Annotated in this window: 27 protein-coding genes and 1 tRNA gene; 9 read left to right on the forward strand and 19 right to left on the reverse strand. The window is 70.0% G+C overall.

Features of this window, described 5'->3' with window-relative positions:
- Positions 1–10 precede the first annotated feature (10 nt).
- Genes yidD through rpmH form a run of 3 tightly spaced genes read right to left on the reverse strand, consistent with a single transcriptional unit; the run spans position 11 to position 852 of the window.
- Positions 11–325 carry a membrane protein insertion efficiency factor YidD gene (yidD, locus tag OIE51_RS14360; protein WP_326598061.1) on the reverse strand — a complete coding sequence of 105 codons (315 nt, stop codon included), beginning with the start codon at positions 323–325 and terminating at the stop codon, positions 11–13.
- A complete protein-coding gene (gene rnpA, locus OIE51_RS14365; RefSeq protein ID WP_326598062.1) occupies positions 322–690 on the reverse strand; it encodes a ribonuclease P protein component in 369 nt (122 codons plus the stop codon). The genes yidD and rnpA overlap by 4 nt, the downstream gene beginning before the upstream one ends.
- A gap of 24 nt (positions 691–714) precedes the next feature.
- Complete coding sequence (gene rpmH / locus OIE51_RS14370) at positions 715–852, reverse strand: 50S ribosomal protein L34 (protein ID WP_059010105.1); 138 nt, start codon at positions 850–852, stop codon at positions 715–717.
- A 367-nt stretch (positions 853–1,219) separates the two neighbouring features.
- On the opposite strand from rpmH, the gene dnaA reads away from it, so the two are divergent.
- The 9 genes from dnaA to OIE51_RS14415 all read left to right on the forward strand — a co-directional run bounded on the left by dnaA (position 1,220) and on the right by OIE51_RS14415 (position 13,388).
- Positions 1,220–2,872 carry a chromosomal replication initiator protein DnaA gene (gene dnaA / locus OIE51_RS14375; RefSeq protein WP_326598063.1) on the forward strand — a complete coding sequence of 551 codons (1,653 nt, stop codon included), beginning with the start codon at positions 1,220–1,222 and terminating at the stop codon, positions 2,870–2,872.
- A 795-nt stretch (positions 2,873–3,667) separates the two neighbouring features.
- Complete coding sequence (gene dnaN, locus OIE51_RS14380; RefSeq protein WP_326598064.1) at positions 3,668–4,798, forward strand: DNA polymerase III subunit beta; 1,131 nt, start codon at positions 3,668–3,670, stop codon at positions 4,796–4,798.
- A gap of 83 nt (positions 4,799–4,881) precedes the next feature.
- On the forward strand, positions 4,882–5,760 hold the full coding sequence (gene gnd, locus OIE51_RS14385) for a phosphogluconate dehydrogenase (NAD(+)-dependent, decarboxylating) (protein WP_326598066.1): 879 nt from the start codon (positions 4,882–4,884) through the stop codon (positions 5,758–5,760).
- A 28-nt stretch (positions 5,761–5,788) separates the two neighbouring features.
- Positions 5,789–6,961, forward strand: coding sequence for a DNA replication/repair protein RecF (gene recF, locus OIE51_RS14390; protein ID WP_326598067.1), 1,173 nt, complete (start codon positions 5,789–5,791; stop codon positions 6,959–6,961).
- A gap of 29 nt (positions 6,962–6,990) precedes the next feature.
- Positions 6,991–7,536: a DUF721 domain-containing protein gene (locus OIE51_RS14395; protein WP_326600635.1), complete on the forward strand. Its 546-nt coding sequence runs from the start codon at positions 6,991–6,993 to the stop codon at positions 7,534–7,536.
- Positions 7,537–7,798: 262 nt separating this feature from the next.
- Positions 7,799–9,856, forward strand: coding sequence for a DNA topoisomerase (ATP-hydrolyzing) subunit B (gyrB, locus tag OIE51_RS14400; protein WP_326598068.1), 2,058 nt, complete (start codon positions 7,799–7,801; stop codon positions 9,854–9,856).
- Between the two features lie 63 nt (positions 9,857–9,919).
- A complete protein-coding gene (gene gyrA, locus OIE51_RS14405; RefSeq protein ID WP_326598069.1) occupies positions 9,920–12,523 on the forward strand; it encodes a DNA gyrase subunit A in 2,604 nt (867 codons plus the stop codon).
- A 137-nt stretch (positions 12,524–12,660) separates the two neighbouring features.
- Complete coding sequence (locus OIE51_RS14410) at positions 12,661–13,242, forward strand: DUF3566 domain-containing protein (RefSeq protein WP_326598070.1); 582 nt, start codon at positions 12,661–12,663, stop codon at positions 13,240–13,242.
- A 69-nt stretch (positions 13,243–13,311) separates the two neighbouring features.
- A tRNA-Ile gene (locus tag OIE51_RS14415) sits at positions 13,312–13,388 on the forward strand.
- A gap of 55 nt (positions 13,389–13,443) precedes the next feature.
- Here OIE51_RS14415 and OIE51_RS14420 read toward each other — a convergent pair.
- The 16 genes from OIE51_RS14420 to OIE51_RS14495 form a co-directional block, all read right to left on the reverse strand.
- A complete protein-coding gene (locus OIE51_RS14420) occupies positions 13,444–14,601 on the reverse strand; it encodes a tyrosine-type recombinase/integrase (protein WP_326598071.1) in 1,158 nt (385 codons plus the stop codon).
- The gene (locus OIE51_RS14425) at positions 14,601–14,795 is read right to left on the reverse strand and encodes a helix-turn-helix domain-containing protein (RefSeq protein WP_326598072.1); all 195 of its coding nucleotides are present in this window, start codon (positions 14,793–14,795) and stop codon (positions 14,601–14,603) included. Before OIE51_RS14425 ends, OIE51_RS14420 begins: the two co-directional genes overlap by 1 nt.
- Positions 14,796–14,917: 122 nt before the next feature.
- On the reverse strand, positions 14,918–16,189 hold the full coding sequence (locus tag OIE51_RS14430) for a DUF3631 domain-containing protein (protein WP_326598073.1): 1,272 nt from the start codon (positions 16,187–16,189) through the stop codon (positions 14,918–14,920).
- Positions 16,186–17,088, reverse strand: a complete 903-nt coding sequence (locus OIE51_RS14435; protein WP_326598074.1) for a bifunctional DNA primase/polymerase — start codon at positions 17,086–17,088, stop codon at positions 16,186–16,188. The genes OIE51_RS14430 and OIE51_RS14435 overlap by 4 nt, the downstream gene beginning before the upstream one ends.
- Positions 17,089–17,195: 107 nt before the next feature.
- Complete coding sequence (locus tag OIE51_RS14440; protein ID WP_326598075.1) at positions 17,196–17,336, reverse strand: hypothetical protein; 141 nt, start codon at positions 17,334–17,336, stop codon at positions 17,196–17,198.
- Between the two features lie 15 nt (positions 17,337–17,351).
- The gene (locus OIE51_RS14445) at positions 17,352–17,804 is read right to left on the reverse strand and encodes a hypothetical protein (RefSeq protein WP_326598076.1); all 453 of its coding nucleotides are present in this window, start codon (positions 17,802–17,804) and stop codon (positions 17,352–17,354) included.
- A gap of 10 nt (positions 17,805–17,814) precedes the next feature.
- Positions 17,815–18,279, reverse strand: coding sequence for a hypothetical protein (locus OIE51_RS14450; protein ID WP_326598077.1), 465 nt, complete (start codon positions 18,277–18,279; stop codon positions 17,815–17,817).
- Positions 18,280–18,475: 196 nt separating this feature from the next.
- Entirely contained in the window at positions 18,476–20,482 is a 2,007-nt protein-coding gene (gene traB / locus OIE51_RS14455; protein ID WP_326598078.1) for a plasmid transfer protein TraB, read from the reverse strand.
- Positions 20,483–20,533: 51 nt separating this feature from the next.
- Positions 20,534–21,121 (reverse strand): plasmid transfer protein TraA, encoded by a 588-nt coding sequence (traA, locus tag OIE51_RS14460; RefSeq protein WP_326598079.1) that lies wholly within the window; start codon positions 21,119–21,121, stop codon positions 20,534–20,536.
- Between the two features lie 23 nt (positions 21,122–21,144).
- Positions 21,145–21,537, reverse strand: coding sequence for an RRQRL motif-containing zinc-binding protein (locus tag OIE51_RS14465; protein WP_326598080.1), 393 nt, complete (start codon positions 21,535–21,537; stop codon positions 21,145–21,147).
- A complete protein-coding gene (locus tag OIE51_RS14470) occupies positions 21,534–22,628 on the reverse strand; it encodes a hypothetical protein (protein WP_326598081.1) in 1,095 nt (364 codons plus the stop codon). Before OIE51_RS14470 ends, OIE51_RS14465 begins: the two co-directional genes overlap by 4 nt.
- On the reverse strand, positions 22,628–22,936 hold the full coding sequence (locus tag OIE51_RS14475; protein WP_326598082.1) for a hypothetical protein: 309 nt from the start codon (positions 22,934–22,936) through the stop codon (positions 22,628–22,630). The genes OIE51_RS14470 and OIE51_RS14475 overlap by 1 nt, the downstream gene beginning before the upstream one ends.
- Entirely contained in the window at positions 22,933–23,403 is a 471-nt protein-coding gene (locus OIE51_RS14480; protein ID WP_326598083.1) for a Pycsar system effector family protein, read from the reverse strand. Before OIE51_RS14480 ends, OIE51_RS14475 begins: the two co-directional genes overlap by 4 nt.
- The gene (locus tag OIE51_RS14485) at positions 23,400–23,684 is read right to left on the reverse strand and encodes a hypothetical protein (RefSeq protein WP_326598084.1); all 285 of its coding nucleotides are present in this window, start codon (positions 23,682–23,684) and stop codon (positions 23,400–23,402) included. The genes OIE51_RS14480 and OIE51_RS14485 overlap by 4 nt, the downstream gene beginning before the upstream one ends.
- A gap of 98 nt (positions 23,685–23,782) precedes the next feature.
- Positions 23,783–24,040: a hypothetical protein gene (locus tag OIE51_RS14490; RefSeq protein ID WP_326598085.1), complete on the reverse strand. Its 258-nt coding sequence runs from the start codon at positions 24,038–24,040 to the stop codon at positions 23,783–23,785.
- A 140-nt stretch (positions 24,041–24,180) separates the two neighbouring features.
- Positions 24,181–24,336 (reverse strand): hypothetical protein, encoded by a 156-nt coding sequence (locus OIE51_RS14495; RefSeq protein ID WP_326598086.1) that lies wholly within the window; start codon positions 24,334–24,336, stop codon positions 24,181–24,183.
- Between the last annotated feature and the right edge of the window lie 44 nt (positions 24,337–24,380).

Here is a 24,380-nt window from a genome sequence, read left to right on the forward strand (position 1 = left end):
TGTCCACGGGTCAGGCTCCTTGGGCATTGTCGGGGGCACCCCCGGGCGAGGCGTGGGACAGGGTCCGGGGCAGCACACGGTCGCGCAGCCGCCGGTGCCATACCGGGCGCTTCCGTGGCGGGACATGATCGACTCCTCCACGGGACCAGGGGTTGCAGCGGAGGATGCGCCAGACGGTGAGCGCAGCCCCCCTGACGGCACCGTGCCGGTGGATGGCGGTGTACCCGTAATGAGAGCACGACGGGTAATAACGGCAGACCGGCCCCAGCAGCGGACTGATCGTCCACTGATACAGCTTGATCAGCAGCAGCAGTGGGTACTTCATGTCCGTACCCCTCCCAGCAGCCGCTCCAGCGCGGCGTCGAGCTCCCGGGCGAGCTGAGCGTAGGCGGCGTCGCCCGCACCCGGCAGGGCCCGCACGACCACCAGGCTACCGGCGGGCAGCCGGGCCACTCGGTCCCGCATCAGGTGCCGCAGGCGCCGCTGCACGCGATTGCGGACGACCGCGTTGCCCACGGCTTTGCTCACGACGAAACCCGCACGCGGCGGAGAGACAGGCTCTTCTACCGGGTGCGGGTCCGTACCACCGCTCAGATGGACGACGAGGTGCGGGCGTCCGGCCCTGCGCCCTCGGCGCATCGCGGTCGCGAAGTCCTCGCGCCGCCTCAGCCGGTTCTCGGAGGGCAGCACCGCATGGACCTGGTCAGCCGCGACTCAGGCCGACAGGCGGGCGCGGCCCTTGCTACGACGGGTGGCGATGATGGCGCGGCCGGCCCGCGTCCGCATCCGCAGCCGGAAGCCATGGGTCTTGGCCCGGCGCCGGTTGTTCGGCTGGAAAGTGCGCTTGCTCATCTCGGAGGCTCCAGAGATCTTCGGTGCCCGTCACCCAAGGTGCCCGGACAAGGTGTGGACCGCCGACGGCTGCCACCGTGCGCCCACGAGGAGCCCGCAGCGCCCGAAGGCAGGCGGCAGCAGCCGTCGAAGACTCGACCTCGCCACGGTACGCGCGAGCCCTCCCATGGGTCAAACTCACGAGACGCCCCTTTGTGCACACCCTGTGGACAATGACTTGATGTGCGTACGTCGCGCTGACTACCGTTGCTGAACTCCGGATCCTTTCCCGAGTCATCCGCCCCCACACACCCGGCGGTCGCCGACGCCGGCACCACCCTCCCCCCTACCCGGGAGGTTCCCCCAGACGAGTGAGAGAGCGTGTTCCGTGGCCGACCTCCCTACAGACCTCGCCGCGGTCTGGCCACGCGCTCTGAGCTCCATGCTCGCGGACGGCCAGCGGCTCGAAGGCAAGGATCACCGCTGGCTGGAGGACTGCCAGCCACTGGCGCTCGTCTCCGGAACGGCGCTGCTCGGCGTCTCGAACGAATACGCGAAGAGCGTGCTGGAGGGCCGGCTCGCCCCGCTGATCAGCGACACGCTCAGCCGTGAGTGCGGCCAGCCCATCCGGCTGGCGATCACCGTCACCGCGCCGCCGCCCGACCCTCAGCCGCAGCTCCCGCACCAGCACCAGCACCGACAGCAGCAGCTCCCCGAGCCCGACCCCTACGGCGGGGACGGCTACCACGGACGCGAGCTCCCCGCCGCGCGCCCGGCGTACCCCGACCACCCGCAGGCCCCGGGGGCCGGCGGGTGGCAGCAGCAGCGCCCCGAGTACCCGTACGGCCGCCAGGAGGCCTACGGGCAGCCGTACGGCGAGCAACGGTACGTGCCGCCGCCCGCCCGGCCCGCCGACAGCGGCCCGCCGGGACCGCCCGGGCACCAGCAGCTGGGCAGGCCCCCGGCGGGCCCGCCCGCTCCCGCCTCGGCGTCCGGCCCGCCCGAGCCGACCGCGCGCCTGAACCCGAAGTACCTCTTCGACACCTTCGTCATCGGCGCGTCCAACCGCTTCGCGCACGCCGCCGCGGTCGCGGTCGCGGAGGCCCCCGCCAAGGCGTACAACCCGCTGTTCATCTACGGGGAGTCCGGGCTCGGCAAGACCCATCTGCTGCACGCGATCGGCCACTACGCCCGCAGCCTCTACCCCGGCACCCGGGTGCGGTACGTGAGCTCCGAGGAGTTCACCAACGAGTTCATCAACTCCATCCGCGACGGCAAGGCCGACGCCTTCCGCAAGCGGTACCGCGACATGGACATCCTCTTGGTCGACGACATCCAGTTCCTCGCGAGCAAGGAGTCGACCCAGGAGGAGTTCTTCCATACGTTCAACACCCTGCACAACGCGAACAAGCAGATCGTGCTCTCCTCCGACCGGCCGCCCAAGCAGCTCATCACGCTGGAGGACCGGCTGCGCAACCGTTTCGAGTGGGGACTCATCACCGACGTCCAGCCGCCGGAGCTGGAGACGCGCATCGCGATCCTCCGCAAGAAGGCGGTCCAGGAGCAGCTCAACGCGCCTCCCGAGGTCCTGGAGTTCATCGCGTCCCGGATCTCGCGGAACATCCGCGAGCTGGAGGGCGCCCTCATCCGGGTCACGGCCTTCGCCAGCCTCAACCGGCAGCCGGTCGACCTCGGCCTGACCGAGATCGTGCTCAAGGACCTGATCCCCGGCGGCGAGGACGCCACGCCCGACATCACCGCGGACGCCATCACCTCGGCCGTCGCCGACTACTTCGGCCTCACCGTCGAGGACCTCGCGGGCTCCTCGCGCAGCCGCATCCTGGTCACCGCCCGGCAGATCGCCATGTATCTGTGCCGGGAGCTCACCGACCTCTCGCTGCCCAAGATCGGCCAGCACTTCGGAGGCCGCGACCACACCACCGTCATGCACGCCGACCGGAAGATCCGCGCGCTGATGGCGGAGCGCCGCTCCATCTACAACCAGGTCACCGAGCTCACCAACCGCATCAAGAACGGCTGACCGGCCCGCCGACGGCCCCTGAAGCACACAGGCGTCCACAGCGCCCCCGAGGACATCCCGGGGGCGCTGTTCGATTACCGCCGGGACACGGCCCGTTCTCCACAGATTTGCCCGGTCGCCGTCGTCCACACCCTGTGGGAACGGGAAGTTATCCAGAATCTTCTCCACAGGCAGCCCGGCGATAAGGGAGAGCCGCAGGTCAAGTGCCTGTGGAAGTGTGGACGACGATGATCCACAGACTGTGGACACGCGGGCTCGCGGTCAGCGCCCCGGAGGCGTTGTCCACCGCCCGCCCACAGGCAACAAGGGGTTGTACACAGCCAATCCACAGAGTTATCCACTGTTCGGCAACGCGACGCGCGCTCTCACCGGGTCGAGTGAAACAGGTCACACCGGGGCGAGCACAAGCCTGTTGAGAACCGGCCCGAATCTGGGGACGAAGCTGTTGACAACCCGGGGGCACCTGGGGACGGCCTGTGCACAACGGAGCGGGATCCACAGGACCCCCTGCGTCGTCCACCGCTGCACCCACAGGGCCTGTGCACAAAAAACGGCGGCTGACCTGGGAGAACAAGGTTTTCCACCGTTTCCACAGGCCCTACTACTACGACTACAGAGATAAGCCGCCAGATCGTTTCGAAGTGGGGGCTGTGCACAACCGGGTCCGGCCTCGGTCTACCCACCAGAAGTCGATTTGACTCACGGAAGCCCCTACTGTCAGTGCCGTGCGTCAGACTGGTGCCCCGTAAGACGCCAGCAGGGCGAGCGGCCAGCGACAGCGGGAGGCGGCTGACAGTGAAGATCCGGGTGGAACGCGATGTGCTCGCGGAGGCGGTGGCATGGGCCGCCCGCAGCCTGCCGGCCCGACCCCCGGTGCCGGTTCTCGCGGGCCTGCTGCTGAAGGCGGAGGAAGGCTCGCTGAGCCTCTCCGGCTTCGACTACGAGGTCTCGGCGCGGGTCTCCGTCGAGGTGGACATCGAGGAGGGCGGCACGGTCCTGGTGTCGGGCCGGCTGCTGGCCGACATCTGCCGCGCCCTGCCGAACCGGCCGGTGGAGATCTCCTCCGACGGCGTGCGGGTGAGCGTGGTCTGCGGCTCCTCGCGGTTCACTCTCCACACCCTGCCGGTAGAGGAATACCCCGCGCTGCCGCAGATGCCGACCGCGACGGGCACGGTCTCGGCCGAGGTGTTCGCCGCCGCCGTCTCCCAGGTGGCCATCGCCGCGGGCCGCGACGACACGCTCCCGGTGCTCACCGGTGTGCGGATCGAGATCGAGGGCGACCTGGTGACCCTGGCCTCCACGGACCGGTACCGGTTCGCGGTGCGGGAGTTCCTGTGGAAGCCCGAGGCGGCCGATGTCTCGGCGGTGGCGCTGGTCCCGGCCAAGACGTTGCTGGACACCGCGAAGTCGCTCAGTGGCGGCGACACGGTGTCGCTGGCGCTTTCGGGCGCGGGCGCGGGTGAGGGCCTGATCGGTTTCGAGGGCGCCGGGCGGCGCACGACGACGCGGCTGCTTGAGGGCGATCTGCCGAAGTACCGGACGCTGTTCCCGACCGAGTTCGCCTCGGTCGCGGTGCTGGAGACCGGGCCGTTCGTCGAGGCGGTCAAGCGTGTGGCGCTGGTCGCCGAGCGGAACACCCCGGTCCGGCTGAGCTTCGAGCAGGGCGTGCTGACGCTGGAGGCCGGGTCGAGCGACGACGCACAGGCTGTGGAAAGGGTGGACGCGCGGCTGGAGGGCGAGGACATCTCGATCGCCTTCAACCCGGCGTTCCTCCTGGAGGGCCTGAGCGCGATCGACTCCCCGGTGGCGCAGCTGTCGTTCACCACCGCCACGAAGCCGGCGCTGCTGAGCGGCCGGCCGGCGATCGACGCCGAGGCGGACGAGGCGTACAAGTATCTGATGATGCCCGTCCGGCTGTCCGGCTGACGACCTCACCGGGCTCCGCGGGTGGGTATGGCGGTGCGGGCGTAGGCTCGGCCTCAGGTCATATCGCAACGAAGGAGTCCCTGATGGAGCTCGGTCTCGTCGGCCTCGGCAAGATGGGCGGGAACATGCGGGAGCGCATCCGCCAGGCCGGCCACACCGTTGTGGGGTACGCGCCGGACACGGCAAGCGCGGACGTCCACAGCCTCAAGGACATGGTGGACGCGCTCGCCGCGCCCCGCGTCGTCTGGCTGATGGTGCCGGCCGGCGCGGCCACGCAGTCGGTGATCGACGATCTGAAGGGCCTGCTGTCGCCCGGTGACGTCGTCGTCGACGGGGGGAACTCGCGCTGGACGGACGACGCCAAGCACGCCGAGGAGCTGGCGGCGGTGGGCATCGGGTTCGTGGACTGCGGGGTCTCCGGCGGCGTGTGGGGTCTGGAGAACGGCTACGCGCTGATGTACGGCGGCGAGGCGGAGCACGTGGCGCGGGTGCGGCCGGTCTTCGACGCGCTGAAGCCGCCGGGCGAGGCGGGCGCGGTGCACGCGGGCAAGGTCGGGGCCGGCCACTTCGCGAAGATGGTCCACAACGGCATCGAGTACGCGATGATGCAGGCTTTCGCCGAGGGGTGGGAGCTGCTGGAGTCGGCCGACGTGGTCACCGACGTCCGGGAGGTGTTCCGCTCCTGGCAGGAGGGCACGGTCATCCGGTCCTGGCTGCTGGACCTGGCGGTCCGGGCACTGGACGAGGACGAGCACCTGGACCGGCTGCGGGGTTACGCGGCGGACTCCGGCGAGGGGCGCTGGACGGTGGAGGCGGCGATCGACAACGCGGTGCCGCTGCCCGCGATCACGGCGTCGCTGTTCGCGCGGTTCGCCTCCCGGCAGGAGGACTCGCCGCAGATGAAGATGGTCGCCGCCCTGCGGAACCAGTTCGGCGGACACGCGGTCGAAAGCTCCAAGTAGCGGCCGGGACGGGGGAGGTTGGCTTTCGGTGCACGTCACGCATCTGTCGCTCGCCGACTTCCGTTCGTATGCCCGGGCCGAGGTGGAGCTCGGTCCGGGCGTCTCGTCGTTCATCGGGCCGAACGGGCACGGCAAGACCAATCTGGTGGAGGCGGTCGGCTATCTGGCGACGCTGGGCAGCCACCGGGTCTCCTCGGACACGCCGCTGGTGCGGATGGGCGCCGACCGCGCGGTGATCCGGGCGGCGGTGGTGGAGGGCGAGCGCCGTCAGCTGGTGGAGATCGAGCTGAATCCGGGCCGGGCCAACCGCGCCCGGCTGAACCGGTCGACGCGGGTGCGGCCCCGCGATCTGCTGGGCGTGGTGCGGACGGTGCTGTTCGCGCCGGAGGATCTGGAGCTGGTGAAGGGCGATCCGGGCGAGCGGCGGCGGTTCCTCGACGAGCTGGCCACGGCGCGGATGCCGCGGCTGGCGGGGGTGCGAGCGGACTACGAGCGGGTGCTGAAGCAGCGCAACTCGCTGTTGAAGTCGGCGGCGATGGCCCGGCGGCACGGCGGCCGGGGGATGGATCTGGCGACGCTGGACGTGTGGGACCAGCATCTGGCGCGCTCGGGCGCGGAGTTGCTGGCGCAGCGGCTGGCGCTGGTCGCGGCGCTGCGTCCGCTGGTGGACAAGGCGTACGAGCGGGTGGCGCCGGGCGGCGGGCCGGTGGGCCTGGAGTACCGGGGCTCGGCGGCGGAGGCGGCCGGGGAGGGCGCGGACGCCGAGTCGGCCTCCGGAGGTGCCGCGTCCGACGCGGTGTCGCGCGAGGAGCTGTACGAGCTGCTGCGGGCGACCCTGACCGCGGTGCGGGCGCGGGAGATCGAGCGCGGGGTGACGCTGGTGGGTCCGCACCGGGACGATCTGGTGCTGCGGCTGGGCCAGCTGCCCGCGAAGGGCTATGCGAGCCACGGAGAGTCGTGGTCGCTGGCGCTCGCGCTGCGGCTGGCCTCCTACGACCTGCTGAAGGAGGAGGGCCCGGAGCCGGTGCTGGTGCTGGATGACGTGTTCGCGGAGCTGGACGCGCGGCGGCGGGAGCGGCTGGCGGAGTCGGTGGCGGGCGGCGAGCAGGTGCTCGTGACGGCGGCGGTGCCGGAGGACGTGCCGCAGGTGCTGACCGGGGCGCGGTTCTCGGTGTCGGGGGGGAGGGTCGAACGGACGTGAGTGCGGCGGCGGGCCCGGCGGGGGGCCCGGTGGAGGGCCCTGGCGAGGGACCTGGGGAGGGAAAGGGCGAGCCCGAGCTGTCGGGGGTGGATCTGGCGCGGGTCGCGCTGCGGGCGGCCAAGGAACAGGCGCGGGCGCGGGGGGCCATGGCGCAGCAGCGGCGGCAGGCGCGGCGGGGTGGCGGGCTGCGGTCGGGGGCCCGGGCGGGCGGGCGTGATCCGCTGCCGCTGGGGGCGGCGGTGGAGCGGCTGTCGGTGGAGCGTGGCTGGGAGATGCCGCTGGCGGTCGGGGGTGTGCTGGGCCGCTGGCCGGAGCTGGTCGGCCCGGAGGTGGCGCAGCACTGCGCGCCGGAGGGGTACGACGAGGAGGCGCGGGTGCTGACCGTGCGCTGTGACTCCACGGCGTGGGCGACGCAGCTGAGGCTGTTGACCCCGCAGTTGCTGCGGCGGTTGAACGCGGATCTGGGCCGGGACACGGTGCGGTTGATCAAGGTGGCGGGCCCGGCATCGCCGGTGCGCGGCGCGGGGCGGCTGCGGGCGCCGGGGAGCCGGGGGCCTGGGGATACGTATGGCTAGTGCGGGCGTGGCGGACGAGGTGGAAGTGATGCCGGTCACTTTCGCAGAGGTTGACAGGCGGAAGCGCTGAGCGCCCCTGTGAGCGGATCAGAAGCCCAGTCCGTATATAGGGAGTCACTGGATGCCAGTTAAGGGCGGCACATGCGGAGCCAGACCCCGGCAAACCGCCGTTGTGCTGTGCGTTACCGGTAGACTGGAGTGACCCGCCCCGTTGCGGACACTGTCGAACGCCACAGCCGCTCCCGTTTGCCGGAGTTGGCTCGTGCTGTGCCAGAAAGGGCGCTTCGTGGCCGATTCCGGCGATGCCAACAAGAACACTCCCAGCCCCGCCGCACCCGCGACCGGTGCCCCGTCGTACGACGCCAGCGCGATCACGGTGCTGGAGGGTCTCGACGCGGTCCGCAAGCGGCCCGGCATGTACATCGGGTCGACCGGTGAGCGCGGCCTCCACCACCTCGTCTACGAGGTGGTGGACAACTCGGTGGACGAGGCGCTGGCGGGTCACGCCGACGCCATCGATGTGACGCTGCTCGCGGACGGCGGTGTCCGGGTGGTGGACAACGGCCGCGGCATCCCGGTCGACATGGTCCCGTCGGAGGGCAAGCCGGCGGTCGAGGTCGTGCTGACGGTGCTGCACGCGGGCGGCAAGTTCGGCGGCGGCGGGTACACGGTCTCCGGCGGTCTGCACGGCGTGGGCGTCTCGGTGGTGAACGCGCTGTCGGCGCGGGTGGCCGTCGAGGTCCGCCGCGACGGGCACCGGTGGACCCAGGACTACAAGCTGGGGGTGCCGACGGCTCCGCTGGCGCGGAACGAGGAGACCGACGAGACCGGCACGACGGTCACGTTCTGGGCGGACGGCGAGATCTTCGAGACGACGGACTACTCGTTCGAGACGCTGTCGCGGCGTTTCCAGGAGATGGCGTTCCTGAACAAGGGGCTGACCATCTCGCTGACGGACGAGCGGGCGGCGGCGAAGCAGACGTCGGGCGCGGACACCGTGGCGGCGGACGAGGACGACAAGCCGCGTTCGGTGTCGTATCACTACGAGGGCGGCATCTCGGACTTCGTGCGCCACCTCAACTCCCGCAAGGGCGAGCCGGTGCACGCCTCGGTGATCGAGATCGAGGGCGAGGACACCGAGCGCAAGATCTCCGTCGAGATCGCGATGCAGTGGAACAGCCAGTACAGCGAGGGCATCTACAGCTTCGCGAACACGATCCACACACATGAGGGCGGCACCCACGAGGAGGGCTTCCGCACCGCGCTGACGTTCCTCGCCAACAAGTACGCTCGCGAGAAGAAGCTGCTGCGCGAGAAGGACGACAACTTCACGGGTGAGGACATCCGCGAGGGTCTGACGGCGATCATCTCGGTGAAGCTGGGCGAGCCGCAGTTCGAGGGCCAGACCAAGACCAAGCTGGGCAACACCGAGGCGAAGGCGTTCGTCCAGAAGATCGTCAACGAGCATTTCGCGGACTGGCTCGACCGGAACCCGACCGAGGCCGCCGACATCATCCGCAAGAGCATCCAGGCGGCCACCGCCCGCGTCGCCGCCCGCAAGGTGCGCGACCTGACCCGCCGCAAGGGCCTGCTGGAGACGGCGTCCCTGCCGGGCAAGCTCAGCGACTGCCAGTCCAACGACGCGACGAAGAGCGAGATCTTCATCGTCGAGGGCGACTCGGCCGGCGGCTCCGCCAAGTCCGGCCGCGACCCGCAGTACCAGGCGATCCTGCCCATCCGCGGCAAGATCCTCAACGTCGAGAAGGCCCGGATCGACAAGGTCCTCCAGAACACCGAGGTCCAGGCCCTGATCTCGGCCTTCGGCACGGGCATCCACGAGGACTTCGACATCTCCCGGCTCCGCTACCACAAGATCATCCTCATGGCCGACGCCGACGTCGACGGCCAGCACATCAACACGCTGCTGCTGACCCTGCTCTTCCGCTTCATGCGCCCGCTGGTCGAGGCCGGGCACGTCTTCCTCTCCCAACCCCCGCTGTACAAGATCAAGTGGGGCCGCGAGGAGTTCGAGTACGCCTACTCGGACCGAGAGCGCGACAGCCTGATCCGGCTCGGCCGCGAGCGCGGCAAGCGGATCAGGGAGGACTCGATCCAGCGCTTCAAGGGCCTGGGCGAGATGAACGCCGAAGAGCTCCGGGTGACCACCATGGACCAGGCGCACCGCGTGCTGCGCCAGGTCACGCTGGACGACGCCGCCGCCGCGGACGACCTGTTCTCGATCCTCATGGGCGAGGACGTCGAGGCCAGGCGGTCGTTCATCCAGCGGAACGCCAAAGACGTCCGGTTCCTGGACATCTAGCACCGTTCCGACACCTGACTCCGGTCACCCCCACAGCGGCTCGAAAGGAATCGGACGCGACTCATGGCCGACGACAACTCCACCACTCCGCCCGGCGGCGGGGAGCCCGAGCTGAACTCCTCGGGCGCTCTGCGCATCGAGCCGGTGACGCTTGAGACGGAGATGCAGCGCTCCTACCTCGATTACGCGATGAGCGTCATCGTCTCGCGCGCGCTGCCGGACGTGCGGGACGGGCTCAAGCCCGTGCACCGGCGCGTGCTGTACGCGATGTACGACGGCGGGTACCGTCCGGAGCGCGGGTACTACAAGTGCGCCCGCGTCGTCGGCGACGTGATGGGGACGTACCACCCGCACGGCGACACCTCGATCTACGACGCCCTGGTCCGGCTGGCGCAGCCGTGGACGATGCGCATGCCGCTGGTCGACTCCAACGGGAACTTCGGCTCGCCCGGCAACGACCCGGCCGCCGCCATGCGGTACACCGAGTGCCGGATGGCGCCGCTGGCCATGGAGATGCTCCGGGACATCGACGAGGAGACCGTCGATTTTCAGGACAACTACGACGGCCGCAACCAGGAGCCGACGGTCCTGCCGGCCCGCTTCCCGAACCTGCTGATCAACGGCTCGGCCGGCATCGCGGTCGGCATGGCCACCAACATCCCGCCGCACAACCTGCGGGAGGTCGCGGCCGGCGCCCTGTGGTTCCTGGAGCACCCGGAGGCGAGCGCCGAGGAGCTGCTGGACGCGCTGATCGAGCGGATCAAGGGCCCGGACTTCCCGACCGGCGCGCTGCTCGTGGGCCGCCGCGGCATCGAGGAGGCGTACCGCACCGGCCGCGGCTCGGTCACGATGCGCGCGGTGGTGGAGGTCGAGGAGATCCAGGGCCGCCAGTGCCTGGTGGTCACGGAGCTGCCGTACCAGGTCAACCCGGACAACCTCGCGCAGAAGATCGCCGAGCTGGTCAAGGACGGCCGGGTCAGCGGCATCGCGGACGTCCGCGACGAGACGTCCTCGCGCACCGGCCAGCGCCTGGTCATCGTGCTGAAGCGGGACGCGGTCGCCAAGGTCGTGCTGAACAACCTGTACAAGCACACCGACCTCCAGACCAACTTCGGCGCGAACATGCTGGCCCTGGTCGACGGCGTGCCGCGCACCCTGTCGCTGGACGCCTTCATCCGGAACTGGGTGGCGCACCAGATCGACGTCGTCGTCCGCCGCACCCGCTACCGGCTGCGGAAGGCCGAGGAGCGCGCGCACATCCTGCGCGGTCTGCTCAAGGCGCTGGACGCGATCGACGAGGTCATCGCGCTGATCCGGCGCAGCGCGACGGTCGACGTGGCGCGCGGCGGTCTGATGGACCTGCTGACGATCGACGAGATCCAGGCCAACGCGATCCTGGAGATGCAGCTGCGTCGCCTGGCCGCGCTGGAGCGGCAGAAGATCGTCGCGGAGCACGACGAGCTGCAGCAGAAGATCGACGAGTACACCGGGATCCTGGCCTCCCCGGTGCGCCAGCGCGGCATCATCGGCGAAGAGCTGACCGCGATCGTCGAGAAGTTCGGCGAGGACCGGCGCACGACGCTGATCCCCTTCGAGGGCGACATGTCCATCGAGGACCTGATCGCCGAGGAGGACATCGTCGTCACGATCACCCGTGGCGGCTACGTCAAGCGCACCAAGGCCGACGACTACCGCGCCCAGAAGCGCGGTGGCAAGGGCGTGCGCGGCACGAAGCTGCGCGAGGACGACATCGTCGACCACTTCTTCGTCTCCACCACGCACCACTGGCTGCTGTTCTTCACCAACAAGGGCCGGGTCTACCGGGCCAAGGCGTACGAGCTGCCGGACGCCGGCCGGGACGCGCGCGGCCAGCACGTGGCGAACCTGCTCGCGTTCCAGCCGGACGAGCGGATCGCGGAGATCCTCGCCATCCGGGACTACGACGCGGTGCCGTACCTGGTGCTGGCCACGAAGTCGGGTCTGGTGAAGAAGACCGCGCTGAAGGACTACGACTCACCCCGCTCGGGCGGCGTGATCGCGATCAACCTGCGAGAGATGGAGGACGGCCGCGACGACGAGCTGATCGGCGCCGAGCTGGTCTCTCCCGACGACGACCTGCTGCTGATCAGCAAGAAGGCGCAGTCGATCCGGTTCACGGCGACCGACGACGCGCTGCGGCCCATGGGCCGGGCCACGTCGGGCGTGAAGGGCATGAGTTTCCGCGAGGGCGACGAGCTCCTGTCGATGAACGTCGTCCGAGCCGGTACCTTCGTGTTTACCGCCACCGATGGCGGCTACGCCAAGCGGACGCCGGTCGACGAGTACCGGATCCAGGGACGCGGCGGCCTGGGCATCAAGGCGGCCAAGATCGTGGAGGACCGGGGCTCTCTGGTGGGCGCGCTGGTGGTCGAGGACACTGATGAGATCCTCGCCATCACGCTCGGCGGCGGGGTGATCCGTACACGGGTCAACGAAGTCAGGGAGACGGGCCGTGACACCATGGGTGTCCAGTTGATCAACTTGGGGAAGCGGGACGCCGTGGTCGGCATCGCCCGCAACGCCGAGGCCGGCCGCGAGGCCGAGGAAGTCGCCGAAGAAGGCGAGGCTCCCGACGGCGAGGCCGGGGCCGCGGAAGGGGCCCTGGCGGCCCCGGTCGATGAGGAGTAAGGCGTGAGCGGAACCAGGGGCGCCCCTCCGGGCGACACGGGGAACGACGGGCAGCCCCTGGCGCCGGTCCCGGCCGTCCCGGGGGCGTTCGCCCCCGGGGCCCGTCCCCAGCAGCGACGACTCGTGGGGGGGCCACGATGAGCAGTGCACGATCCGCGGACTCCTACGCGCAGGGGCAGGGCCCCTCCTCGCGGGACGCCAAGCACTACCACCCCCCGCAGGCGTACCCGGCCCCGCCGGGCGTGGCTCCCTCGGTGGGACAGCAGCAGGCCCAGCAATCCAGGACGGGCGAGCAGCGGCAGCAGCAGGCGGTCCGCCGCCCGCGCACCGGTGCCCGCACGGTGCCGCGCACCCGCAAGGCGCGGCTGCGGGTGGCCAAGGCCGACCCGTGGTCGGTGATGAAAGTCAGCTTCCTGCTGTCGATCGCCCTGGGGATCTGCACGATCATCGCCGTCGCCGTCCTGTGGATGGTGATGGACTCGATGGGCGTCTTCGCGACCATCGGCGAGACCATCACCGAGGCCACGGAGACGGACACGGACAGCGGCTTCGACCTGGAGGGGTTCCTGTCGCTGCCCAGGGTGCTGATGTTCACCACGGTCATCGCGATCATCGACGTCGTGCTGGCCACGGCCCTGGCGACCCTCGGGGCCTTCATGTACAACCTGTCGGCCGGCTTCGTCGGGGGCGTCGAGGTGACGCTGGCGGAGGACGAGTAGGGCTCGTTCGGTGCCCCGCTTACCGATTTTGGTGGCGGGGTGCTGATGCGCTAGCCTTTCCGTGCACGCGGGGCTATAGCTCAGATGGTTAGAGCGCATCCCTGATAAGGATGAGGCCACAGGTTCAAGTCCTGTTAGCCCCACCAGCCAAAACGCCCCTGGTCGGCTCTGACCAGGGGCGTTTGACATCTACGGCTGACATCAGCCGGTCTTTTCCACCCCTTCCAGGAGATCGGCCAGCAGCGCGGCGGCGGCGCGCTGGTCGTCGTCCACAACGTGTGTATAGATGTCCATCGTCATGCTGATCTGGCTATGCCGAAGGATCGCCTGAGCCGCCTTGGGATGCACCTTGAGGAAGGCGAGCAGCGTTCCACAGGTGTGCCGACCGAGGCGGACCGTGACCGGCCGGACGTCGGCCCCGGATACCAGCGTCTCGAACGTCCGCGAGAACCCGCGCGGCTCGATCATGCCGCCGTGGCGCTCGGAGAAGATCAGGTCTTCCCCCGGTTCCTGATGCCAGCGCGGCCCGGCTGCCGCCTTCTCCGTGTCCTGGATGCGCTTGCGCTCCCTGAGCGCGTCGGCGCAGAACTTCGGCAGGGGAAGCGCGGCGACTGACGAGTCAGTCTTGAGCTTCTTCAGCACGAGCTTTCCGCGCTGCCTCTGCACCTGCATGACCGGCGTGAACTGCTCGTTGTCGAAGTCGACGTCCTCCCAGCGGAGCCCCAGCAGCTCACCGCGTCGCAGACCGAGCGTGAGCAGCAGCACCAGGGCCGCATAGAGGCGATGCCGACGGGCGGAAGCGAGGAAGGTGATCGCCTCCTTCGCCGTCCACGGCTTGCGTTCCCGTTTGGTGACCGACGGCATGTCGACCAGCTCGGCAACGTTCCGCGTCAGCAGCTCCTCGCGACGTGCGCGATTGAGCGCGTTCCGCAGGACCCGCAAGCACTCGGCCCGGGTCGGGTCGGGCACGCCATCCTTCTTCATCGTGGCCAGTGCCAAGCGGACCTGCGCGGGCGTGAGCCGCGGCAGCGACTTCTTACCGAGGTGCGGAATCAGATAGAGCCTGACCTTCCCCTCGTATTTCGCGTAGGTGTTGAACTCCCGGTTCGGCTTGACGATGTGCTCCAGCCAGTAGAGAAGGAATTCGCCTACCGTCCATGACCGGGAGGGCACGGGAACGCCGTTCCGCTCCTGCTCCTGAAGCTTCGCGTTCTTCTCGGCAACCTCGTCGTACGTCCGGCCGTACGTGAACTTGCGGACGCGGATTCCGTCCGAGTCGGTGACGTACACGGCACCCTGATAGCGGCCGTCCTTCCGCTTGGTGATGGTGCCTCCACCGTTGGGGCGGCGCGTGGCCATCAGTGGCCCTCCTCGATCTGCTTGGCGATGTACGTGCGCACGGCGTCGGCAGGGATACGGCGGGCGCGGCCGATGGTGAAGCTCACGAGCTGACCAGTCCGCATGAGGTCGTAGATCTTGTTCCGCTTGATGCGGAGAGCCGCCATCGCCTCGGGCACGGTCAGGACTTCGATCGGGTTCGGGGTGGGCTGCATGCTTGATCCCTCCGGGAATCGGCCCTGTCTCTGGGATCCGCTACATCCGCTACATCCGCTACACGGCAGGTCAGGGGCCTGATTCGTGTAGCGGATACGCGGGATGTAGCGGATAGATGCCGCTACGCGGTGCGGGCGGCGGCGTCTGCCGTAGCGGCTTCGGCGGTGATGTAGCGGATGCCGGGAAGCTCTTCCGCTACATCTGCGGTGGCTGTGACCTGCGGTGTAGCGGATGTAGCGGATGTAGCGGACTTCTGAGGGGGTGGGGAGCAGTAGCGGGTCCAGGCGTCGGCGAGGTCTTCCGCGTAGTAGCCCTTCGGTACGCCGGTCGTGGTGCGGATGCTGCGGGGTTTGATGGGGTGGTTGTCGGCGGTGACGTATTCGCTGAGCATTCGGGAGAGGCCACGGGAGGTGAGGGGCCTGCCCGCGATATCGCCCCACGGGGAGTCGTCCAGGGCGTTGAGACATTCGAGGATGACGGCGGTGGGCATCCGGTCGGCTCCGCAGAACACCTGGTCGCGCAGGTCCGTGAGCAGGCGGATGCCCAGGGAGGCTTTGTCGTCCTCCTTGGCAGCGGTGACGAGTTCGACGCACGCGGCGCGGGCCCGCTCGGGCCAGTCCCCGCCGGCGGCGTCGGCGACGGCGAGGAGGGGTTCCCACACGTCGGCGGGCCGGTCAGTGATGCCTTCCGGCATGACGGGCCAGGTACCGGTGATGCTCTCGCGCACGGTGTCGGCCCATGAGGCCAGCCGGTCGCGCAGGGCATGGCCTTCCTTCTCGTTGATCAGCTCGCGGTAGGGCTGAACGTGCTCGTTGGGGGCCCGGCGACGCATCCGGATGATGACCGAGCGGGTCAGGATGGTGTCCGGGAGGGAGCCGAGTCCGGCCATGGCCACGGCACAGTACGAGGGGAAGCCCTGCACGGTCTGGTTGGCTCCATCGCCCACGCACCGGTACATGAGCCTCCCCCGCCTGTGTCCGGCGTTCAGGAAGCCGCGAAGCTGCTCGTTCTCCCCCGCTTTGGGTCCGAATACGGTGTCGATCTCGTCGAAGAGGATCGTGGGACGTTGCCCGTCCACTCCGGAGACAGCGCGGAACAGCGCCGAAGGCGACGCGTCCACGGCGGCCATCCTGTTCGGCACCAGGGTTTCCATGATCTCCAGGGCGCGGGATTTACCCGAGCCCGGCTCGGGGGACAGGAAGGCAATGCGCGGTGTGGAGTCGAAGGCGTCGATCAGGTGCGCGTGCGCGTCCCACAGCACCACCGCCACGTAGGCCGCTTCGCTGGGGAAGGCGTTGAACCGGCGGTGGAACTGCTCGACTTCGCTGAGCAGCGCGGCGCCGTCTTCGGTGGGGGTTTTGCTCTTAGTGGGGGGCGGGGTGAGGGCGCTCATGCCGTATGCCCCTTGCTCGGGTTGTTGGCGATGGACCAGTTCAGCGCCCTGGTGATGACGTCGGCGTAGTAGCGCGGCGACTCGCTGCCGCCCGCCAGCGCCGCCCCACTAAGAGCATCCTCAACCACGCTACGGTTGAGGTCGCCCGTGGCGACCAGCCGCCCGAGTGCTCGCGCTGCCCGCAGGAGCGTGGCGTTTCGGGTGCCTTCCGGCGCCGTGGCGACGTTCGCTTTCTCGTTGCGGAGCGCGGCGGTGGCGTACCGGTTCGCCCCAGTCGTCAGCGCTGCCGGAACGGGCCGTGCCTTCTTGCACCGGGGCATGAGAGCGTCGATGAGCCAGTGCGGCAACGGGACGACCGGAGCGGGGTCGATCACCTCGTAGGCGCCGCCCTGGGCCATGCTGCCAGCGGATACGACGTACCCACCGTGCGCCCGGGTGTCGATGAGCCTGCCGAGCTTCCCGGCGGTGCTCCGCAGATGCACTCCCACCGGGTTGGCGAAGTACAGGTGCTGCCCGCCGCTCGCGGTCCGGATGCGGTGGGTGGTGGGGATGGCCTGTCCGGCGCGCTCGCAGAGCGCCTTGAAGGTCGTCATGCCGTCAGGCATGTCGTTCTGGTTCTTGGGCTTGTCGAGGTCGATGACGAGCAGTCCGGCCGGGCCGGTCGCGATGCCGATGTTGTACGGCCGGGCCGTCCAGGCGGCGCGGATCAGGTCGGGGTCGGTGGTGGCGCGCTGCTCCCACTTCAGGTGACCGGCCGAACAACGGCCCGTTCCGGGGCAGTCGGCTTCGGCGTGTCCGGCGGGCCGCTTGTCGCCGGGTCGCAGGGGGAAGACGGGCCAGCCGCGTTCTGCGGAGGCCATGGCGGCGGCGAGCAGCGCCGCGCGGTTGTCATGGGCCATAGTGGTGGTGTCCGGTTCTCTCGTAGGGCATGGGCAGGGCCCGGGGCGGTGGGCTGCATTGGCGTGGAGCCACCGCCCCGGGTGTAGCTATGTGCGGTTCGGGGCGGTCACCACTCCCCGGACTCCGGGTCGTAGCCCATCTCGATGTCGCCCTCGCGGTCTTCGTACTCGCGCTGGCCGCAGTCCTCGCAGCCGCAGTACGTGTACGAGCCGTCGATGAACTCGGCGTTGCACTGGTCGTTGTCCATGGCTCCTCTTCAGCCTCAGAGGTTGGTGGTGGACTTGCCGAACCACCTGTTGTGGTTGGTCACGTGGTAGGTGTCGCCCCCGGTGTGGCGTGCGGGCATTTTGGCGGCGAGCAGGATGAGGGCGAGGGCCATGAGGGCGCCGGAGCCGATTCCGGCGAAGGCGTTGAGGATCTGTCCGGCGCCGTAGCCGATGCCGGCGGCGCACACGCCCCCTCCGGCGAGGACCTGCGCTCGGGGATCGATCAGCGGTTGGGGGGTCAGGTCTCGGGGGGCGGGGAGCAGGGCGGATTCGGTGCGGGCCTCGTAGACCGGCATCAGGCAGTCGCCGTACCGGGTGTAGCCGACGATCCGCCGCTCGCCGACCGGGATCTCCAGGGGCATCGGCTGGTAGGGGGTGATTTCTGCCGGTTGGGCGGGCCAGCCGTACGGGCTCTGGATGGTGCGGTGCTGGGGGAGGTGGTCGTTCATCGGCCCTCCTTCATCGGGCGGTTGGCATGCCGGGGCGGATGGCCCAGGGCGCGGGTGGGGTGGTGATGCGGTAGATGCCGGTTCGCCAGCGGGTTTCGCGCAGACGGCCCGTATCGGCGAGGTGACTGAGGTGGGCGGCGAGCCATTCCTTGGTCTGGCCGGTGGTATGGGCGAGGTCGAGGAGGTCGGTGGGCCGGATGGTGCGGTGACCGGCGGCGCGCAGCTCGGTCAGGCGGGCGTCGATGAGGAGCGCGGCCTGCTCGGGGGCGCGGGGGCCGGGGATCTGGTCGGCGACGTCGTGCCGGAGGAGCCCGAGGACGCGGTTGGCCTGTTGGCGGTCGATGTTGATGGTGGCGATGTGGGACCAGTCGGCGGGCTGGCGTACGTCGACGCGGACAGCGGTCGCCGCGTCGGTCTGCCCGCCGATGCGGGTCCAGTTGCGTAAGGCGGCGGCGAAGACCCGCGCGGTCGTCATGCGGCTTTTCATAGGCTTTTTCTCCTCTGACAGGCGTGGCGTGTCAGGGGGCGGTGTCAGTGGGGTGTCGGCTCGCGTGCGCGCGCACGCGTTGACTAAGGCCAGAGGCGGTGTCAGCGGCGCTGACAGCGTCGGCTGACACCGCCTGACGGCCCAATCGGCTGTCAGGCGGTGTCAGTGCAGGTCAGCCTCGGTGTCAGGCGGCGGCGGGCTCGGGGTCGAGGAGCCGGTAGACGCCGGGTTCGTCGGTCTCAGCGAGGTGCGCGCCTTCGTCGGCCAGTTCACCGAGCCGCGGGCTGATCCAGGCCCGGGAGCGGTCGAGGCGGTTGCCCCGGCCCCAGTAGGGCTGGAAGTCCTTCGGCCCGACGATGGTCCGTCCCTGCCGCCGGAACTCATCCAGGAGCGCGAGGAGTTCGGCGAACGCCTCTTCGGCGGTCAGCTCCCGCGTTTCCTGACCGCCGGGCGGCTGGCCGAAGGTCCACACCTGGTCGGCGGGGACGGGCGGGATCTCGCGCTCTCCGGTGATGCCGGGGTCCGGGGCGGGAGCGTCGGTGATGCCTGCGGCTTCCATGACGGCCCGCTCGACCTGTCGGTCGAGGAGGGCGTCACGCTCGGCTTCCTCGTCGTCCTCCTCTCGCACAGGGTTCTCCTTGAAGCTGGTCAGCGGTGTATCGGGCTGGTAGCGGGTGCGGTTGGCGTACGCCTCACCGGCGGCTGCGGCGGTGACCGGGTCGGCCGGCGGGCGTGGGGCGATGGCCAGAGCGCCGGTGATGTCGTCGTCCTCGATGCGGTGGGTGCGCAGCGGGGTCGGGTAGCGCTCCTCGTCGACGCCGGGGGCGATGAGGTAGGCGTAGCCGGGGCGGCGGTTCTCCCATGCCTCGGGACGTGCGCCTGCGTCGCGGACGTCGTCCGGCAGGGCCATGTCGGCGGTGGTGGAGCCCTTGACGCCGAAGATGAACGCGCCACCGAGCTGTTCGCGCACGTCGGTGGGCATGCTGGTCGAGCTGGGCCGCTGGAGACTGATGATGACGGAGATCCCGGCGGAGCGGGCTTCCATCACCAGCCCTTCCATCTCGGTGCCCTCGCGGAAGAACTTCGCGGCTTCCTCGATCCACACGATCATGTAGGGCATGGCCAACTGCCGGAACGCTTCGGGGGTCCAGTTCTTGAACCCGGCCTTGCCCAGGGCGTTGGCGCGGGCGGTGATGACGCGGGTCAGGGCGTCGATCATCGCCTCACCGCCGGAGAGCGTCATCTCTGCCCAGTCCAGGTGGGGCAGGAACGGGGCGAAGGTCTGCATGCCCTTGGAGGGGTCCACCGCCCACACGATGACATCCCGCCTGGTCAGCGCCTCCGCCATGGCGACGGACACTCCGGCCGACTTGCCCGAGCCGTTCATCCCGGCGGTCAGGAAGTGGGTGGCGTTGCGTCCGCTGTCCGGGTCGGCGGGGAACCACAGGACCGCGTCGGCGCCGTCCTCGTAGACCCCGACGACGACCGGTTCGGTAATGGAGCCTCCGAGCGCGGACGGGCCGGGCCAGTCGGTCGGCTGCTTGAGCATGTCGGTCGGCACGATCACCAGCTCGGCACGGTCGGCCCGGTCCGGGTCGGGGATGACCCGGATGCTGGTCGGTGAGACGCCCAGTTCTCCGGCGATGTGTTTGATGCGATTGCCGAGTTCGTCGGTGGTGACGTCGCCGCCGGTGAGCTGGAGCTCGGCGGTGACCTTGTTCGGCTCCACCTGCGGCGCCTTCCGCAGCGAAGCGCGGGCGTTGCCGATCGCCTTGACCAGGACGCCGGTCTCGGAGGAACCCTTCTCGCCCGTCTTGGCGTCGGGGTTGACGCGCAGGGCCTGCCGCACGTTCCACGACCCGGCCGCGACCGCGCCGCCGATCACCAGCGTGGACAGTAGCGTCGGGTCGAGTGGGTCGGTGACGGTGGTCACCACCAGGTAGGAGGTGGCCACCCCGGTCGAGACGGTGGCGTGCAGGCGGCGGGCCGCGTTCGTGCCCGCCCCGGCCCACCAGGTCGCCGCGGTCAGCACGCCCGCTGCCAGGGTCAGGCCCATGGCGGCGGGCGGCGAGTCACCCCACGCCGCGTGCGCGGCGAACGACGCGGGGAGTTCGGCCGCGACCGCCAGCCACGGCCGCGTGCGGGGATGTTTGGCGGCCTTCCACAGGTCGCCCTTGGGGCTGTCAGCCACGGTGTCACTCCAATACGAGAAGAGGGTGTGTCGGTGCTGGCCGGTTGGGTGTCAGTGCCACTCGAACGGGGCGCGGGGCGTTTGGGTGGGGCGGGCCTTGCCGACCTTCCGCAGATCGGACTCGAACTCCCGCTCAAACGCCGCGTACAGGGCGGCGCTCTGCTTCGCGATCAGCTTCTCCGCCGACGCGATGGCCTTCACGTGCCGGGCAACGCGGCGGGCCCGCATCCGGGCCCCGGCCATGGAGCCGTCCGAGCTGGGGATATGCCTCAGCACCGCCTGAAGCTGCTCGGCATCCATGGCCCGCTCGACCGCGCGGTTCCGCGCCTGCTTCCTGAGGTGCTCGCTGAACGCCCGGATGTCCTCGTTCGACATGAAACCCGCCCCGGGCGTGCCCTTCTCCGCGTTCCCCGGGGCGCCGGCCGGAGTTCCCGCGCCAGCGGCGCCTCCCACGTTCTTCGCGATGTGAACGTGGTACTCGCGGTTCTTCTCCTTGGTGCGGTAGACGGTCTTGCTGACCTTCTCGCGCCGCTTGCGGTCCCGCTCCTTCGGTGAGGACCGCCGCACCCGCGGCGGCTTCTCAGGCGCTGCCGCATCGGCCGCGGGCGCGGGACGGCGGGGACGAAGAGGTGTTGCCATGGACGGTTCTCCCTTGCTCGTGTTCAGGCCGCTATGGCCGTCGAATCGTGGTCGGGGTAGGCGCAGGGGATGCACAGGCCGATGGATCGGGGGATGCAGTAGTCGGCTTCCGCCCGGCAGCCGGGGCAGGTGCGACGCGCGGTCATCGCCGCGTCCAACGCGGCCTGCTTGGCGGCCGTCATCGGCCGAACCGGCAACGCCAGATCGACGCGGTAGAGATACGCGACCAGCGGCTCACGGCCCCGGTGGCGCAGGCGCATCACCTGCGCCACCGGTTCCTGACCACCGGGCCGAAGACCCTGTGCGCGCAGCTGCCTGCGTGTGGCGAGCCCTTCCGGCGCCCACTTCCACGGAAAGGTGGGGATGCCGTGCCGGACGCCTTCGGGGTCGAACACCTCGGTGTAGGCGGTGGTCATGCAGCCACTTCCTCAGCGGGCTGAGTGGCGGTGCTGCGGGTTTCGTTCAGGCGGGCGGAGACCCAGCCGACGGACCAGCCGGTGAGGTCGGCCAAGGCCCGCACGCTCGTGCCGTGAACAGCGCCGAGGCGGACGGCTTCCCGGGCCTTGGGCTCGGACATCTTGGGCCGTTCACGCCCCGGCGTTGCGGGGTGTTCATCGGCTACGGTCGCGGCTTCCTGGCGTTCACGGCGGGCGGGCTCAGCCTCCCGCCGGAAGGCGGGAGGCTGTTCATGAACAACCCGGCCCTGAGTGGCGCCGATGGGAAGTTCGCGGTGTTCAGCAGCGGCGTTTACGCGCTGAGTGGCGCGCTCGGCTTCCAGCCGTGCGGCCTCTTCCCGCTTACGGTCGGCTTCCTCTTTCCGCAGGCTGGCGGCGTGTTCAAGGCGCTGATGTTCCATCCGGGCCTGGTGTTCGCGCTCCTCACGGCGCTGCCTCTCCTCACGGTCCGCGCGTTCACCCTCGATACGGGCGGCGTGCTCCCGCTCCTCCCGTGCGTGTTCACGAGCTTCGCGTTCACGGCGCTCAACTGCGGCCTGTTCACGCTCGCGCTCTCGCTGTGCGGCCTGTTCACGGGCCGCCCGTTCGCGGCGTTCACGCTCCTTCTCCTCGCGCTGCTCGGCGTCGATGCGAGCCAGTGCCTTGGCGATGGCCCGGCGATAGGCGAGGCTGGTTTCTGCGGTGACGATCAGCAGCAGCGGCGCCACCGCATGCACCGCCACCCCGACCGGATCGCCCTTGAGCGCCGAATCGGCCGTGTTCAGCCCGAGAGTCATCAGACCCGTCATCCACCGCAGCAGGATTGGCCACGCGCCTCCCCTGCCGCCGAGGCGGGCAAGTACCGCGTCCAGACGCACCACGATGACAACCGCCGCGTCCACCACGATCGGCAGGATCGGCGCCGTCAACTCCCACCCTGAGGGGGTGTGTTCCAGCATCAGCGGCGTGACCGTGAGGACGCTGTAGAGCATCGCCCCGCACACGATCAGCCACGTGCCCACGTTCAGCGCCCGTTCTGCGGAACGGACGTCATGCCTGGTCCCGGCATTCATCAGGCGCCTCCTTCCGGCAGGCTGACGCCGTAGCCGGTCAGCTCGACCGGCACGCCGCTCCACTCGCCGCAGACGCGGAGCCAGGCTGTCGTGGTGCCGGTGCCCAGCACGACAGCCGCCGGGTCCAGACCGAGCGCGGCCCGCCACTGCTCGAACGCCGCCATGTCCTCGTAGACCGACAGGTCCACCTGACGGGGCGTGATGGTGGACAGGTGCACGTCCACGACCGGCAGGTGCGGGAACGCCGCCACCAGTGCCGCGACCGTGGCCACCGCAGGTCCCTGCGCGGACAGCGTCGGCCCGTTCACAGCGCACCCCCGACCGCGATCAGGGCCGCGAGGGCGAGCAGGATGCCGGCGGCGCGGGTCAGGTCGACCGCGCGCTGAAGCCGCTGGTACTTGTTCACCGCGATGCGAGCCAAGGCGGGGACCGCCTCCGCGCGGCGGTCGCAAGCCACCTCGGTGCGGAACTCCTCGGGGGTCAGCAAGGCCCAGTGCGGCAGCGTTCCGGGGGCGTTGGTCCTCAACTGCGGCCGGATGACGGCCAGCAGCACGGCCGCTGCGGCGACCAGCAGCGCGGCCCCGGAACCGGCGGCGATCGCCCCGGCCACCGGCAGTGTCACGGCGCTGCCCACGGTCCCGACCACAGCAAGCGTGGCGCCGATGGCAGCCAGCAGCACCGACGCCTTGGTGTCCGTCCGCGCGATCTGGCTCTGAACCTCCGCAAGTGCTTCGGACAGCGCCGCATCCACGTCACGGGTCGGGGCGGCGCTCACGCGGCCACCGCCTTCCGCGTACGCCGTGCCGCCGGACGCAGGGGCAGGACAGCGAGCAGGTTCGGGGCCTGCGCCCCGATCGCCCGCACGGCCAGCTGCGACACGCGGTTGAACAGGCCGGGGTCGTCGGCAAGGATGTCGCGCGCCGCGTCCATACGCGCCGCGCGCTCCTCCTCGGACTCGTTCTCCTCACCGAGCCACAGCGCCAGGGGAGTCCCCAACGCGAGCTCAATGAAGTCGTCATCGTCCAGCGCCTCATGGGCGCCGATGAACGTCCTCAAAGTCGTTCTCCAGATTCCGTCGTGAATGGGCAGGGGAAGACCCGGGGCGGCGGGCTGCATTTGGCGTGGAGCCGCCGCCCCGGGGACGGTGATCGTTGTCAGAGGTGGTGCGGGTGCTGAGCGGCGATCTCCTGCCACCGCCGGGACTCACCCGAGTCGGGGCCGGTCAGCTGTACTCGGAAGGTGCAGCCGCTCTCCCGGCACCGGTGGGTGACCGTCCCGGCCTTGGCGGCCAGGTCGGCCGCAGGACCGAAAACGGCGTTGAACACGCCCAAGGCGGCAGTGAGCATCAGACTGACCGGCACGTTGTAGGCGTGCAGACTCCAGCCGGTCCACACCGCGAATGCGGCACTCACGGCAACAGCGGCGGCCATAGCGAGGTGACGACGACGCGCAGAGACCACAGGTCCTCCCTGAATCCCGCCGGACCGCTCTGGTCCAGCTCCCCTCACCGCCCGTCCCGTGGCGTGGTCGGGACGGACGGATCAGGCAGCCGTCAGGCCAGCGGAGAGCCGCAGTGGTTGCACGCGCCGCCGCTCTCGCCACCGCCCCCGCCGTTGCAGGCGTTGCACGACGTCCATTCGGAGCGGGGGAGCTCCACGCCCTCCGGCACGACGTGCGGGTGCGGACGGACCGGCGGCGGCTCGGACACCGGGCGGTCATGCCGCGGCGGGTTCGGCGGACGAACCGGAAGCG

Source organism: Streptomyces sp. NBC_01803, assembly GCF_035917415.1.
Lineage (GTDB): Bacteria > Actinomycetota > Actinomycetes > Streptomycetales > Streptomycetaceae > Streptomyces.

Coding starts and splice junctions, on each gene's coding strand:
- yidD (WP_326598061.1), bottom strand. CDS start 325: ATGAAGTACCCACTGCTGCTGCTGATCAAGCTGTATCAGTGGACGATC.
- rpmH (WP_059010105.1), bottom strand. CDS start 852: ATGAGCAAGCGCACTTTCCAGCCGAACAACCGGCGCCGGGCCAAGACC.
- gnd (WP_326598066.1), top strand. CDS start 4,882: ATGGAGCTCGGTCTCGTCGGCCTCGGCAAGATGGGCGGGAACATGCGG.
- gyrA (WP_326598069.1), top strand. CDS start 9,920: ATGGCCGACGACAACTCCACCACTCCGCCCGGCGGCGGGGAGCCCGAG.
- OIE51_RS14410 (WP_326598070.1), top strand. CDS start 12,661: ATGAGCAGTGCACGATCCGCGGACTCCTACGCGCAGGGGCAGGGCCCC.
- OIE51_RS14420 (WP_326598071.1), bottom strand. CDS start 14,601: ATGGCCACGCGCCGCCCCAACGGTGGAGGCACCATCACCAAGCGGAAG.
- OIE51_RS14425 (WP_326598072.1), bottom strand. CDS start 14,795: ATGCAGCCCACCCCGAACCCGATCGAAGTCCTGACCGTGCCCGAGGCG.
- OIE51_RS14430 (WP_326598073.1), bottom strand. CDS start 16,189: ATGAGCGCCCTCACCCCGCCCCCCACTAAGAGCAAAACCCCCACCGAA.
- OIE51_RS14435 (WP_326598074.1), bottom strand. CDS start 17,088: ATGGCCCATGACAACCGCGCGGCGCTGCTCGCCGCCGCCATGGCCTCC.
- OIE51_RS14440 (WP_326598075.1), bottom strand. CDS start 17,336: ATGGACAACGACCAGTGCAACGCCGAGTTCATCGACGGCTCGTACACG.
- OIE51_RS14445 (WP_326598076.1), bottom strand. CDS start 17,804: ATGAACGACCACCTCCCCCAGCACCGCACCATCCAGAGCCCGTACGGC.
- OIE51_RS14450 (WP_326598077.1), bottom strand. CDS start 18,279: ATGACGACCGCGCGGGTCTTCGCCGCCGCCTTACGCAACTGGACCCGC.
- traA (WP_326598079.1), bottom strand. CDS start 21,121: ATGGCAACACCTCTTCGTCCCCGCCGTCCCGCGCCCGCGGCCGATGCG.
- OIE51_RS14465 (WP_326598080.1), bottom strand. CDS start 21,537: ATGACCACCGCCTACACCGAGGTGTTCGACCCCGAAGGCGTCCGGCAC.
- OIE51_RS14470 (WP_326598081.1), bottom strand. CDS start 22,628: ATGAATGCCGGGACCAGGCATGACGTCCGTTCCGCAGAACGGGCGCTG.